Raw genomic sequence first — 13716 nt, 5'->3', positions numbered from 1 at the left:
AATTCTTTTCATTAAATCATAAAATAAGGAAGTAAAATGTCAAAAATCCTCCCATTACATGCAGACACAGTCGGCTCTTATTTACGTTCACAAGTATTAAAAGAGGCTCGTTTAAAATTTGCATCAGGTGAAATTTCTCGTGAACAATTAACTGAGATTGAAGATCAAGAAATTACAAAGTTAGTCCAAGCTCAGTTAGATGCGGGTATTCAAATTATCACTGACGGTGAGTATCGTCGTGCATTTTGGCACATTGATTTTCTAGAAGAATTAAATGGTATTGAAGGTTATCACCCTGAACATGGCTATAAATTTAATGGTGTTGAAACGAAACCTTATAATACACGTTGTTGTGGAAAGGTTTCTTGGAATCCAAATCATCCATTTATTGAGCATTTTAAGAAATTGAATGCTATTGTTGGTGGTCGCGGTATAGTTAAATATACCATCCCTAGTCCCAATCAATTAATGTATCCTATCCAGTGGGATACGGGTATTTATGCTACACGCGAAGAATTTGCTAAAGATGTTCAACAGGCTTATAAAGAAGCGATTAAAGCTTTTTATCATGCTGGCTGTCGTTATTTACAATTTGATGATGTTTACTGGGGTTCACTCTGTAATAACCACTTAAAACCTGAATTTGAGGCAGATAAAGCTCAAGCACTTGAGAATATTCAAGTGGTATTGGCAGATAAGCCTGCTGACATGGTGATTACAACGCATGTTTGCCGTGGTAATTTCCGTTCAACATATTTATTAAGTGGTGCTTATGATCCAGTAGCAGATGCATTATTTGCTAAGACTAATTATGATGGATATTTCTTGGAATACGATGATGATCGTTCAGGTGGTTTTGAACCATTAAAATATTTTGCAGAAAATCCACATAAAGGTCGTGTTGTGCTTGGTTTGGTGAGTTCTAAATTTCCTGATTTAGAAGATAAAGATGTGATTAAATCACGCATTGCGGAAGCTGCAAAATATGTGCCTCTCGAACAGCTTTGTTTAAGCCCTCAATGTGGTTTTGCCTCTACAGAGGAAGGCAATATTATGAGTGAATCCCAACAATGGGCGAAAGTGCGTCACGTTGAAGAAATCGCTAAAGAGGTTTGGGGCGAAGATTAATTTGATTTTATGGTAGATAATAAATGGCTCCTTATGGAGCCATTTTTTAACGCTGAATTAAGTAACGCAATTTTGTTCCATCTTGCTCCACACTTAGCAGTGTATAGCCATGATTTTTAGTATCAATAGGAATGTTGTTGATAGATTGTGCGCAATCGCTTAATAATTCTAAAATTTCACCTTTCTGTAATTGTGGCATGGTTTCTAACATTACAATAGCGGGGTAAGGGCAGGGTTCGCCTAACGTATCTAATGTATAATCGGGTGAAATGTCTTTTGGATCTTTATCTAATTTTTGAACAATAGTAAATGCCATGATTATGCTCCTTTGGGTTAATTACATCCACAGCCAGTTTGTGTGGTTATTTGGGATTTTGCTTTGGCTAAGAAACGACGTTCCCACCAGACAACGGCAATTAAACATAAAATTAATAAACCATAATTCACAAGTAAGCCACCTACGGGACCGAAAGATTTTAGTAAATTAAGTTTTTCGTAATCAAGTGCTAAAACTGGGGCAATATCATCCCAAACATAGGCAAGATAAGTTGAACCGACTACGTTACCTAAGCCAACCCACATAAAGTGTACTTGACCTTCCATTGACCGATACATCCAACCTGTTTCACAACCACCAGCGAGTACAATACCAAAGCCGAATAATAAACCGCCAATAATCGCATTGGGACCAGCCCACATAATCTTAGGCGAGACGCCAAGTTGAATGTAGCTAAATACACCAATGGTGCCCACTAATATTCCAAAAATAATCGCTTTTGCCATATAAGCACGCCCAGTTACCCATAAGTCACGGAAAGCTGAGGTAAAACAAATTTGAGCACGCTCAATTAATAACCCGAAAGCCAAACCACAAACCATAGCAAAACCAAGCTTAATAGATTGAGCCATTACATAAAGTGAAGCAATAAGATAAGCAAAAAATACAACCATACCAATCCAGAAACGGCGTTGTGCTTGTTTAGGATCTGTTTCTTTTATTTTCGCTGCGCCTTTTTTCAGTTCTAATTTAACGCGAAATATTGGTAGTAATGTGACTTTTACACCTGCATAAGTACCTATTGCAGTTGCGATAGTGAAGAACCAAGCGTGTACCGAAAATTGTGGAATGCCTGTAAAAAGTGAAGCTAAATTACATCCCATTGCTAAACGTGCGCCAAATCCTGCTAATGCACCGCCAATTAAAGCTTGAACAATCCGACGTTTATGTGGTTGGTTGCGCCATTTTACATTATTTGCCCAAAGTGCTGCAGAAATACAACCTGCAAACATGCCTAAGATCATGATGCCATCAACACGTGAGAAGATGTTACCTTGCATTCCTATGATTTTGTAGTAACTCCATTCAGATACATCAACGCCTAATGCTTGTAATGCATGTCCTCCCCATCGAGTAAATTCCCCGGTCACAGCCCAATAAGTGCCTGTTACTCCAAAGTAATAAGCGGAAAGCAAACCTGCTGCAGTCACTGCGACAATCGGATTCCAGTATTTAATTAAGTAATTTTGTTTAAATTGTAGCCAAATCTCTTTCATAAGATAACCTAAATTTATTGAAAAGAAAGATTTGCAAGAAAGGTATAAATAATGAATGCAGTGAAAAAAGAAGTGCCCATTTTCCTATACACAAAACTTGCGATATAAGACAAATGAAATTTGTCAGGCAAAATAATAACATTATTTTAACAATAAAGGCAAAATCTTTATGACTTTGCCTTTATAGGTATCGTATTTTTCGATTAAAGAATATCTAATAATTCTACTTCAAATACAAGTGTGGAGAATGGCGGAATTGATGCGCCAGCGCCACGTTCACCATAAGCAAGTTCGTGTGGAATAGTGAGTTTCCATTTAGAACCAACAGGCATCATTTGTAATGCTTCAACCCAACCATGGATTACACCATTTACAGGGAATTCAGCTGGTGTGCCACGAGCAACAGAGCTGTCGAATACAGTGCCATCTGGTAATGTACCAGTGTAGTGTACTCGCACTTTATCTGTTGCAGCTGGTTTTGAGCCATTGCCTTCAGTTATGATTTCGTATTGTAAACCGCTGTCGGTTACGTTTACGCCCGCTTTTTTCGCATTTTCTTCTAAGAATTTTTTGCCTTCTTCTTCGATTGCTTTAAATTGCGCTTGTTGTGCTTCAGCTGCTTGTTGTTGAAGTGCTTGAACCGAATGCATTAAGTCATTGATGTCTAATGCTGGCTGGTTATGATTTAATGCATCAAAAATCCCTTTCGCTACAGCTTCAACGGTGATCTCCATTTGGCTATCGGCTAATTGTTGGCCAATTTGCAAACCAATACCGTAGCTACCTTTTTCAGAAATGCTTTCTAATTTTACTTGTTCAAAATTCATTTGATGTTTTCCTTTCGTTAAAAATTATTTTTTATATGCCAAGATTTCGCCCATGCGAACAGGTTCGTTGATGCTTAAATGCTCAGCCAAACGCACCTGATTGGCTTGGAATAAATTAATCACTGTCGAACCAAGTTGGAACCAACCCATTTCTTGACCTTTCAATAATTTGACCGCACTTTCGCCTTCATAAGTCCAAGTTTTCACTTCGTTGTGGCGCGGTGGATTAATTACGCCCGCCCAAGTGGTCCCAATGCTTGCAGTGATAGTTGCACCGACTAAAATTTGTACCATTGTGCCAAATTCAGTATCAAATACACAAATCACACGTTCATTACGCGCAAATAAATTTGGTACATGTTGGGCTAAAAATGGGTTCACAGAGAATAAATCGCCTGGTACATAAATCATTTTGCGTAGTGTACCATCGCACGGCATATGTACTCGGTGATAATCACGAGGAGAAAGATAAGTAGTGGCAAATTCACCATTTTTAAAGGTTTCCACTAATTCCTTATCTTCTGCCAGTAAGTCTTCTAGGCTGAAAAAATGCCCTTTAGCTTGCAATAAAAGATTATCGTCAATATGACCGCACTCGCTAATGCGACCGTCTGCTGGTAAACAAAGTGCGGTAGGATTTTGATTAATTGGACGCGCGTTTTCTTTTAACGGACGAATAAAAAACTCATTAAAACTTGCGTAATCAGAAAATTGTTCTTTTTGCGCAATACTCATATCAATGTTGTATTTTTTCGCAAAAGCTTTAATTACAACATGGGTTAGCACACCCCATTTTTGTTTAGCAAACCAGCCTGCAATTTGAGTTAAATAAATTTGCGGCATGACATATTGAAATGCCACTTTTAAGCGTTGCCAATAAGAATTTGAAGTCATCATTATCTTTCCTTGTTAAAAAAAGAGGCGTGATTATAGCAATTTTTTTTATTCTTCCAACTATTTAAATAATGACAGCTACAGAACAATTATGTTTTAATATCAGTAATTCATTTCCGCCATCAGTATTAAGGTTTAATCTATGTTTAGCGGCTTATTTATTGGAATAGCTTTCGGCATTCTACTTCAACGTACACAATTCTGTTTTGTTTCTGGTTTTCGTCGTTTTTTATTTGAAAAAAATTTCCGTTTTTTTACCGCACTTTTAATTGCTGTCAGTGTGCAATCTATCGGGCTTTTTACGCTGGCTGAATTTGAACTCATCAAAATTCCTACATCTCAGTTGCCTGTGCTTGCCAGTATTTTAGGTGGATTATTATTTGGCATTGGTATGGTGTTAAGTAATTGTTGTGGGAGCGGAGCTTGGTTTCGCAGTGCTGAAGGGGCGTTAGGCAGTTTACTTGCTCTGTTTGCTTTTGCGCTCACAATGGCTTCAACACAAACTGGCAGCCTTCGTCAATTCATTGGCGGATTAACCCAACAAACCACACAATGGAATAATATTTATTTAACATTCTCCATTTCTCCTTGGTGGTTGGTTACGATTTTAATTATCGCCACGCTGATTCTGTTTTCTCGCCGTGAAAAAATTGCTTCCCAAGAAAATCTTTCAAATCTTTCATTTTTTGACCGCACTTTTAAGCGTAGTTGGAATCCTTATTTGGGGGCGTTATTAATCGGTTTGTTGGGTGTTGTCGCTTGGTATTCTAGTGCTAAGGCCGGACGCAATTTTGGCTATGGTATTTCTGTGCCTTCGGCTAATGTGGTGCAATATTTAGTCATCGGTCAGCAACGTTATTTAAACTGGGGGAGTTTATTTGTGCTCGGGATTCCATTGGGGTCATTTTTAATGGCAAAACTTAGTGGCGATTTTAATCTCAGAATGCCTCAGCCAAAAGAAGCCTTACGACGTATTTTAGGAGGTGTTTTAATGGGCTTAGGCGCAGCATTAGCTGGTGGCTGCACAGTGACAAATTCCTTAGTGGCAACCGCCTATTTTTCTTGGCAAGGCTGGCTTGCCACAGGCTTTATTTTATTAGGGTGTTGGATTGGTAACAGATTATTCGTGAAAAGATAAAAGGAGAAACTCAATGAAATTTAACCGCTCTTTATTAGGTATTGGCATTGTATTTGCACTTGCAGCTTGTGATGACAATCAAGTAAAAACTATTGAAACAAAAGAACTTTTGGATAATTTGAATAATCCGAATTATGTGATTATTGATTCTCGCCAAGATAGTCTTTACAACGGTTTCAAAGATAAAAATACGACGCGTGGTGGACATATTCCTAACGCTGTGCAGTTTTCTTGCTCATGGTTAGATTCCATTGCACCAGATAAATTTGAATCTTTTGCAGCTGGCAAGGGGATTACTAAGGATAAAACCTTGGTATTTTATGATTCTAATCTAGATAATTTAGCTTGCATTAGTGCTGATTTCGCCGCAAAAGGCTATAAAACTCGCGTATTTAATGATTTTATCAGTTACGCTAATGCAGATTATCCATTAGAACGTTTTCAAAATTTCCAATATAGCGTTTCTCCAGAATGGATTAATTCTGTGCTGAAAGGCGAAAAAACAGAAACTTACGACAATGATAAATTTGCGATTTTTGAAGTGTCTTGGGGACCGTTAGAAAAATCCCAAGGCTATGTACAACATATTGTTGGCGCTTATCATTTTGATACAGATTGGATCGAAAATGGCCCGATTTGGAATTTATCATCGCCGGAAGTGATTGAGCAAAACTTGTTGAAAAATGGTATTACGGCGGACAAAACTATTATTTTGTATTCAGATAATCAGTTGGCAGCCTATCGCGTATTTTGGGCTTTAAAATGGGCTGGCGTGAAAGATGTGCGTGTATTAAATGGCAATCTTTCTACTTGGATGGATGCCAATTTACCAACAGAAACCACAGTGAATACACCAATACCTGAAACTCATTTTGGTGTAACAATTCCGGCAAATCCTGCGATTGATATTGAAACGCCGAAAGAAATTATGTTGGCACAAGAAAATGGCTTGAAACTCATTAGTAACCGCGCTTGGGATGAATATACTGGCAAAGTGAGTGGATATGATTACATTCCAGGCAAAGGTGAACCGCGAGGAGCAATTTGGGGTTTTGCCGGTACTGATTCTTCCAATATGGCTGATTTTTATGATCCGGATGGCACATTGCGTAACCCAAATGAAATTTTTGCTTTGTGGAAAACTCAAGGTATCGAAAAAGGCAATAAATTAGCCTTTTATTGTGGCACAGGCTGGCGAGCCGGCGTACCTTGGTTTATGACTCAACTAGCTGGCTGGAAAGATACTTTGATTTATGATGGTGGCTGGAATCAATGGCAAATGGATTCTGTTTATCCTGTACAAAAAGGTGCGCCAAATAATATGACAAAACCGGATTCGAAAAATGATTTTGGCAAAGTGATGAAAAAAGGAAATTCCTGTAAAAGTTAATTGAGTGGGGGAAAATTACGAGTTTTATTACATAAAAAACGTGATTTCCCTTTGACTATCTTCGCAACAACGGGTAATATTCACGCCCTATGCAAAAGGTAAAACTACCCCTAACCGTTGATCCGGTAAAAGATGCTCAAAGACGGCTTGATTATGTTGGCTATTATGCTCCTAATCAGCTTGAGCGTTTGGCGGAATCAGTGGTAAACGTGCTCAGCGATGCACAGGTAACATTATCGTTTTATATTGATCCACAAAAATTAGTGGTGATGAAAGGTAAAGTGCAAGTTGATGTTGAATTAGAATGTCAGCGTTGTAACGAACCTTACAAACAAACATTGGAATGTGAGTTTACTTATAGCCCAGTGGCTAATTGGGATCAAGCTGATGTATTGCCGGAAATTTATGAGCCAATCGAGTTCAATGAGTTTGGCGAAATAGATTTAATTGGCACGGTGGAAGATGAGCTAATTTTAGCTTTGCCGCTTGTACCAATGCATTCATCTGAACACTGTGAAGTGTCCGCGCAGGAACAGGTTTTTGGCGAATTGCCTGACGAATTGGCAAAAAAACCGAACCCGTTCGCTGTATTAGCTAATTTAAAGCAAAAGTAAATTAAATTTAGGAGTATGGCCAATGGCTGTTCAACAAAATAAAAAATCTCGTTCACGTCGTGATATGCGTCGTTCACACGATGCGTTAACTACTGCTGCAGTATCAGTGGATAAAGCAAGCGGTGAAACTCACTTACGCCACCACGTAACTGCAGACGGTTACTACCGTGGTCGTAAAGTGATCAATAAGTAATTTTTACTTATAGGTATTCACTTGACTCGTCTAACCTTGGCGTTAGATGTGATGGGCGGGGACATTGGTCCCCGTATTACTATCTCTACATTTCTTTTAACATCGGAAAATAATCCGGTGTCTCGATTTTTTCCTTTTTTTAATCGCTTATCTTATTGAGTATGAATAGCAGAATTTTATCTACTGGTAGTTATTTACCAAGCTACATCCGCACAAATGCGGAATTGGAAAAAATGGTTGATACATCAGATGAATGGATTGTCACTCGTTCCGGTATTCGTGAACGTCGTATCGCAGCGGCAGATGAAACTGTTGCCACAATGGGATTTGAAGCGGCAAAAAATGCGATCGAAGCTGCTCAAATTAATCCTCAAGATATTGAACTGATTATTGTTGCCACTACAAGTCACTCACACGCTTATCCAAGTGCAGCGTGCCAAGTACAAGGTTTATTAAATATTGATGATGCGATTTCTTTTGATTTAGCCGCAGCTTGTACAGGCTTTGTCTATGCCTTGAGCGTAGCCGATCAATTTATTCGTGCAGGCAAAGTGAAAAAAGCCTTGGTGATTGGTTCAGATCTCAATTCTCGTAAATTAGATGAAACAGATCGCAGCACTGTTGTGCTATTTGGTGATGGTGCGGGAGCGGTCATTCTTGAAGCGAGTGAACAAAAAGGGATTATTTCTACTCACTTACATGCTTCAGCAGATAAAAGTAATGCTCTTGTTTTAGCTCAGCCAGAACGTGGTATAGAAAAATCTGGATATATCGAGATGCAAGGTAACGAAACGTTCAAATTGGCCGTTCGTGAACTTTCAAATGTGGTGGAAGAAACACTTTTAGCAAATAATTTAGATAAAAAAGATTTAGACTGGCTTGTGCCACACCAAGCAAATTTACGTATTATTACAGCGACAGCTAAAAAATTAGAAATGGATATGTCGCAAGTGGTGGTAACGTTAGATAAATACGCTAACAACAGTGCAGCTACTGTGCCTGTCGCTTTAGATGAGGCTGTTCGAGATGGCCGTATTCAACGTGGGCAGTTATTATTATTAGAAGCCTTTGGCGGTGGTTGGACTTGGGGTTCAGCATTAGTACGCTTCTAATTAATTTGTTAGAATAGGTAAGTAATTTAAAAAGTGCGGTTAATTTTGACCGCACTTTTAGTATTTTGTTGTCAGGTTTCGCCTGATGGCGACCTACTTTCTTTTACACGTGTAAAAGAAAGTAGGCAAAGAAAACACGCCCCAGTTAAATCGCTGTTCTTTGCTTTGTTTCAATTTTCTAAACGGCAATTTGCTGAACTCGCTACGCTCAAACAGATGCAAATTGCCTAAAAATTGAAAGTCGCAAAGGCGATTTATATGGGGCCCCGAATTTATCGGAGCATTATTTAAAAAGTGCGGTTAATTTTGAATTCATTTTAAGAACAAAAAATATTTTGAGTTTTGATCGCACTTTAAATAGGAGAAAGAACAAATTGGGTTCCCTTCTTTTCTACCTTTGTGGAATTGAATTTGTAGGAAATTTTCGTCTGTTTGAGCGTAGCGAGTTCAGAAAATTTCCGTTAAGCAAATTCAATGGAACAAAGGAAATAAGGAAAAGCAGGGGCGCTTTTCTTTTTGCTTACTTTTTCTTTGGCGAGCAAAGAAAAAGTAAGTCGCCATCGGCGAAACCCGATTTTAATTACCGAAGAAGAATTCTTAATTAAAAAACAATAGGACAAAACATAATGAAAAAATTCGCAATGGTCTTCCCAGGTCAAGGCTCCCAAATTGTCGGTATGCTTGCTGATCTTGCAACTGAATATCCAATCGTTACTGAAACATTTAAACAAGCATCTGATGCGCTTGGTTATGATTTATGGCATCTTGTTCAACAAGGCCCAGCTGAAGAACTTAATAAAACATGGCAAACTCAGCCCGCACTTTTGGCTGCATCCGTATCTATCTATCGCGTATGGCAAGAAAAATTTCCTCAATTAAAACCAGAAGTGATGGCAGGGCATAGCTTAGGTGAGTATTCAGCCTTGGTTTGTGCTGGAGTGTTGGATTTCCAAGATGCGATCAAATTAGTGGAATTGCGCGGAAAATTAATGCAACAAGCTGTTCCTGAAGGTACTGGCGCGATGTATGCAATCATTGGTTTGGATAATGAAGCGATTATTAAAGCTTGTAAACAAGCAGAGAAAGGCGAAGTCGTATCTGCGGTAAACTTTAACTCACCAGGCCAAGTCGTTATCGCAGGTGCGAAAGCTGCAGTTGAGCGTGCGGCTGCATTATGTAAAGAAGCGGGGGCGAAACGTGCATTGCCGTTAGCTGTGAGTGTGCCTTCTCACTGTGCCTTGATGAAACCAGCTGCAGAGCAATTAGCGGTTACACTTGAGAATATTCAAATTAATACACCAACAACATCGGTATTAAATAACGTTGATGTGAAAGCTGAAACTGAAGGTGCAGAAATTCGTACCGCACTTGTTCGTCAGTTATATAGCCCAGTTCGTTGGACTGAAACAGTTGAAAAAATGGCGCAAGATGGCGTTCAAGCACTTGTTGAAGTGGGACCAGGTAAAGTATTAAATGGTTTAACCAAACGCATTGTGGGTGATTTACAAGCAATATCTGTAAATGATGTTGCATCATTCAATGCTGTAGAAGAATTTTTAGCGTAAAAGGAAGAAAAAATGCAAGGTAAAATTGCTTTAGTGACAGGGGCTACTCGTGGTATCGGTCGTGCGATTGCAGAAGAACTTAGTTCAAAAGGTGCGTTTGTAATTGGTACTGCAACATCTGAAAAAGGTGCAGAAGCAATTTCTGCATATTTAGGAGATAAAGGTAAAGGTTTAGTTTTAAACGTAATGGATAAAGAATCTATCGAAACTTTACTTGAGCAAATTAAAAATGATTTTGGCGATATTGATATTCTCGTGAATAACGCAGGTATTACTCGCGATAATTTATTGATGCGTATGAAAGATGATGAGTGGTTTGATATTATGCAAACTAACTTAACTTCGGTGTATCATCTTTCTAAAGCCATGTTACGTTCAATGATGAAAAAACGTTTTGGTCGTATTATCAATATTGGTTCTGTGGTGGGTTCAATGGGTAATCCAGGACAAGCCAACTATTGTGCAGCAAAAGCGGGTGTGATTGGTTTTTCTAAATCTTTAGCGAAAGAAGTCGCTTCACGAGGTATTACGGTAAATGTGGTTGCACCAGGTTTTATTGCAACGGATATGACAGAAGTGCTTACTGATGAACAAAAAGCGGGTATTTTATCTAATATTCCTGCTGGTCGTTTAGGTGAAGCCAAAGATATCGCTAAAGCCGTTGCTTTCTTAGCTTCTGATGATGCGGCTTACATTACAGGCACAACGTTGCATGTAAATGGCGGATTGTATCTTAGTTAATTTATTAACAGAACAGTAAGTATGCTAATTTAGACATCATAGTATGTAAGTAGGGTCATATAGCGTACCCCCTTTTATGAAATAACTAAAGCTCATGATAAAAACACCGCACTTGGCGGTGTTTTTTACTTGAGCAATATGACTAGTTCACATAACAAATAGCTTACAATGAAGTCAGTGTATCTATTTTTTAAGAGAATATGGATAAAATATCATCATATTTGATGATTGAAATCTATCCACAAAATTCAATGTTAATCACTTCTACGCAATCTATTGTTCCAGCTTTGAGTTTCCATTTGATATTAAATTCGTACAAACTCATTCCATAAATACGATCACTCGGTTTACCTTGTTGATAGGCTGGGCGCGGATCTTGCTCTAGCACTTGGCGAATGAAACGACTTAAGTGCGGTCGTTTTTCTTCTCGTTTTTTTACCACACTTTTGGCTTGCTCGGTAAATTCAACTGTCAGTTTTGCTGGTGGTTTTTCTTGGGCAAAGCTCGATTGCGCATTTGGTTCACTATCTGCATAGGCAATATAGGGTTTGATATCGAAAATCGGCGTGCCATCCACTAAATCCACCGCACCTAAATGGAGAAAAACGTTACCGTTGATACATTCTACTTGACGTAATTCGACTTTGGATAAACCGAGAGGATTCGGGCGGTGCGTTGCGCGTGAAGCAAACACGCCAACTCGTTGATTACCGCCTAAGCGCGGAGGGCGTACGGTGGGTTGCCATTTTCCTTGTTGGATTTGGTCGAACTGAAAAATTAACCAAAGGTGACTGAATTGTTCCAATCCTCTCACAGCTTCAGGCGAATTATACGGCGGTAAGAGTTCTACAATGCCTACTCCGTCTTCAACTAAATTAGGTTGGCGTGGTACGGAGAATTTTTCTTTATAAGGCGTGTGGATAATGGCGACAGGCGATAAGGTTAAATCATTCATAAATTGGGTGTCTTAGTGTAGAATACGCGGCCTATTGTAATCAAAAGTGCGGTCAAAAAAAATGACAAATGAAAAATTGAAAATGTGGTGGGAAACGGCTCGACCAAAAACTTTGCCCTTAGCGTTGGCATCGATTTTTACAGGTTCGGCATTAGGTTATTGGGCGAATCCACAAGGTTTTAATGGGCTTGTAATGGCGCTTTGTTTACTCACGACAATTTTATTACAGGTGCTTTCTAATTTTGCCAATGATTATGGGGATCATCAAAAAGGTTCAGATACTGAAGAACGTATTGGACCATTACGTGGCATTCAAAAAGGCGCAATTTCAGCAAAAGAACTGAAATGGGGATTAATTCTAATGGTGGTGGCAAGTTTTCTTTCAGGAAGTTTTTTGATTGGAATCGCTTATGAAAACCTCTCGGATTTATTAGCTTTCGCTGGGCTTGGGATTTTAGCTATTGTTGCGGCCATTACTTACACTGTTGGGGCAAAACCTTATGGCTATATGGGATTGGGCGATATTTCTGTATTAGTATTTTTTGGTTTGCTTGGCATTGGCGGCACTTATTATTTGCAAACTCACAGTATTGATAGCCACATTATTTTACCTGCTATTGGTTCTGGCTTATTGGCAAGTGCGGTATTAAATATCAATAATTTACGCGATATTGAACAGGATTCGAAAGCTGGCAAAAATACCCTAGCCGTTCGTTTAGGTGCATATAAAGGGCGAGTTTACCACTGTATTTTACTAAGTGTGGCGGCCTTATGTTATTTAGCATTTGCGGTGGCAACGGCCATTTCTTGGACAAATTATTTATTTATATTGGCGATGCCGTTGTTAGCTAAACATGCGATCTTTGTTTATCGCAGTCAGCAGCCAAGTGAATTGCGTCCAATGTTGGCTCAAATGTCTATGATTTCGTTATTAATCAATATCTTGTTTAGTTTAGGCTTGCTTATCGGCTAAATCGGCATATACTAAAGCAAACAAAATTTCAACAATCGATAGGGGAAAGTTATGTTTATTGATACTTCAGAACTTTGCGATCTTTATGCAGAACAAGTGGATGTAGTGGAGCCAATTTTTTCAAGCTTTGGTGGAGTAAGTAATTTTTACGGTAAAGTCACTACGGTAAAATGCTTTGAAAGTAATGGATTAATTGCTGAAGTATTAGAAGAAAACGGCGAAGGCCGAGTGCTTGTCATTGATGGCGGTGGTGCGGTACGTCGTGGTTTGATTGATGCGGAATTGGCTCAACTTGCTGTTGATAATGGTTGGGAAGGCATTATTGTATATGGTGCAGTACGCCAAATTCAGCAATTAGAAAACCTTGATATTGGTATTCATGCCCTTGCGCCAATTCCAGTCAGTGCAGATGAAAGCAGTGCCGGTGAGAGCGATATCCCTGTGAATTTTGGTGGCGTCACCTTTTTCCCAGAAGATTATATTTACGCAGATCTGACAGGAATTATACTTTCGCAAGAGCCCTTAGATTTAGATGATTCGGACGAATAATACGAAAGAGCAAAAGTGCGGTAAAAAATAACCGCACTTTTTTTATCGAAATTTATTGCACTAGATCACATTTCTGAAAATTG

At 38.9% G+C, this 13716-nt stretch carries 15 protein-coding genes; 10 read left to right on the top strand and 5 right to left on the bottom strand.

Annotated elements, in window-relative coordinates; genetic code table 11:
- Positions 1-36 precede the first annotated feature (36 nt).
- The gene (locus KP710_RS03285; RefSeq protein ID WP_111407116.1) at positions 37-1128 is read left to right on the top strand and encodes a 5-methyltetrahydropteroyltriglutamate--homocysteine S-methyltransferase; all 1092 of its coding nucleotides are present in this window, start codon (positions 37-39) and stop codon (positions 1126-1128) included.
- 46 nt (positions 1129-1174) lie between these two features.
- On the opposite strand, the gene yedF is transcribed toward KP710_RS03285, so the two are convergent.
- The 4 genes from yedF to asd form a co-directional block, all read right to left on the bottom strand.
- Positions 1175-1444 (bottom strand): sulfurtransferase-like selenium metabolism protein YedF, encoded by a 270-nt coding sequence (yedF, locus tag KP710_RS03280; RefSeq protein WP_005627337.1) that lies wholly within the window; start codon positions 1442-1444, stop codon positions 1175-1177.
- Positions 1445-1461: 17 nt separating this feature from the next.
- The gene (gene yedE, locus KP710_RS03275) at positions 1462-2682 is read right to left on the bottom strand and encodes a selenium metabolism membrane protein YedE/FdhT (RefSeq protein WP_111407117.1); all 1221 of its coding nucleotides are present in this window, start codon (positions 2680-2682) and stop codon (positions 1462-1464) included.
- Between the two features lie 203 nt (positions 2683-2885).
- Positions 2886-3509, bottom strand: coding sequence for a BamJ family beta-barrel-assembly machinery protein (bamJ, locus tag KP710_RS03270; RefSeq protein WP_111407118.1), 624 nt, complete (start codon positions 3507-3509; stop codon positions 2886-2888).
- A gap of 24 nt (positions 3510-3533) precedes the next feature.
- A complete protein-coding gene (gene asd / locus KP710_RS03265; RefSeq protein ID WP_165818727.1) occupies positions 3534-4403 on the bottom strand; it encodes an archaetidylserine decarboxylase in 870 nt (289 codons plus the stop codon).
- A gap of 142 nt (positions 4404-4545) precedes the next feature.
- On the opposite strand from asd, the gene KP710_RS03260 reads away from it, so the two are divergent.
- The 7 genes from KP710_RS03260 to fabG all read left to right on the top strand — a co-directional run bounded on the left by KP710_RS03260 (position 4546) and on the right by fabG (position 11156).
- On the top strand, positions 4546-5541 hold the full coding sequence (locus KP710_RS03260) for a YeeE/YedE family protein (RefSeq protein WP_111407120.1): 996 nt from the start codon (positions 4546-4548) through the stop codon (positions 5539-5541).
- Positions 5542-5554: 13 nt separating this feature from the next.
- Positions 5555-6931: a rhodanese-like domain-containing protein gene (locus tag KP710_RS03255; protein ID WP_111407121.1), complete on the top strand. Its 1377-nt coding sequence runs from the start codon at positions 5555-5557 to the stop codon at positions 6929-6931.
- An 89-nt stretch (positions 6932-7020) separates the two neighbouring features.
- Positions 7021-7545 (top strand): 23S rRNA accumulation protein YceD, encoded by a 525-nt coding sequence (yceD, locus tag KP710_RS03250; protein ID WP_111407122.1) that lies wholly within the window; start codon positions 7021-7023, stop codon positions 7543-7545.
- Between the two features lie 22 nt (positions 7546-7567).
- Positions 7568-7738 carry a 50S ribosomal protein L32 gene (rpmF, locus tag KP710_RS03245; RefSeq protein WP_005544470.1) on the top strand — a complete coding sequence of 57 codons (171 nt, stop codon included), beginning with the start codon at positions 7568-7570 and terminating at the stop codon, positions 7736-7738.
- Positions 7739-7899: 161 nt separating this feature from the next.
- A complete protein-coding gene (locus tag KP710_RS03240) occupies positions 7900-8850 on the top strand; it encodes a beta-ketoacyl-ACP synthase III (RefSeq protein WP_111407123.1) in 951 nt (316 codons plus the stop codon).
- A 626-nt stretch (positions 8851-9476) separates the two neighbouring features.
- Positions 9477-10415: an ACP S-malonyltransferase gene (gene fabD, locus KP710_RS03235; protein ID WP_048954225.1), complete on the top strand. Its 939-nt coding sequence runs from the start codon at positions 9477-9479 to the stop codon at positions 10413-10415.
- Between the two features lie 12 nt (positions 10416-10427).
- Positions 10428-11156 carry a 3-oxoacyl-ACP reductase FabG gene (gene fabG, locus KP710_RS03230; RefSeq protein ID WP_111407125.1) on the top strand — a complete coding sequence of 243 codons (729 nt, stop codon included), beginning with the start codon at positions 10428-10430 and terminating at the stop codon, positions 11154-11156.
- A 235-nt stretch (positions 11157-11391) separates the two neighbouring features.
- Here the strand turns inward: fabG and tsaA are convergent, their stop codons facing one another.
- Positions 11392-12111, bottom strand: coding sequence for a tRNA (N6-threonylcarbamoyladenosine(37)-N6)-methyltransferase TrmO (gene tsaA, locus KP710_RS03225; RefSeq protein WP_111407126.1), 720 nt, complete (start codon positions 12109-12111; stop codon positions 11392-11394).
- A gap of 61 nt (positions 12112-12172) precedes the next feature.
- Between tsaA and menA the strand changes: the two genes are divergently transcribed.
- On the top strand, positions 12173-13084 hold the full coding sequence (menA, locus tag KP710_RS03220; protein WP_111407127.1) for a 1,4-dihydroxy-2-naphthoate octaprenyltransferase: 912 nt from the start codon (positions 12173-12175) through the stop codon (positions 13082-13084).
- Positions 13085-13135: 51 nt separating this feature from the next.
- Positions 13136-13633: a ribonuclease E activity regulator RraA gene (rraA, locus tag KP710_RS03215; protein WP_106013483.1), complete on the top strand. Its 498-nt coding sequence runs from the start codon at positions 13136-13138 to the stop codon at positions 13631-13633.
- Positions 13634-13716 lie beyond the last annotated feature (83 nt).

This window comes from Haemophilus sp. SZY H35, assembly GCF_018829705.1.
Classification (GTDB): domain Bacteria; phylum Pseudomonadota; class Gammaproteobacteria; order Enterobacterales; family Pasteurellaceae; genus Haemophilus; species Haemophilus haemolyticus_K.
The sequence above is the reverse complement of the archived record's forward strand: the minus strand, read 5'-3'. Positions and strand labels throughout refer to the sequence as shown.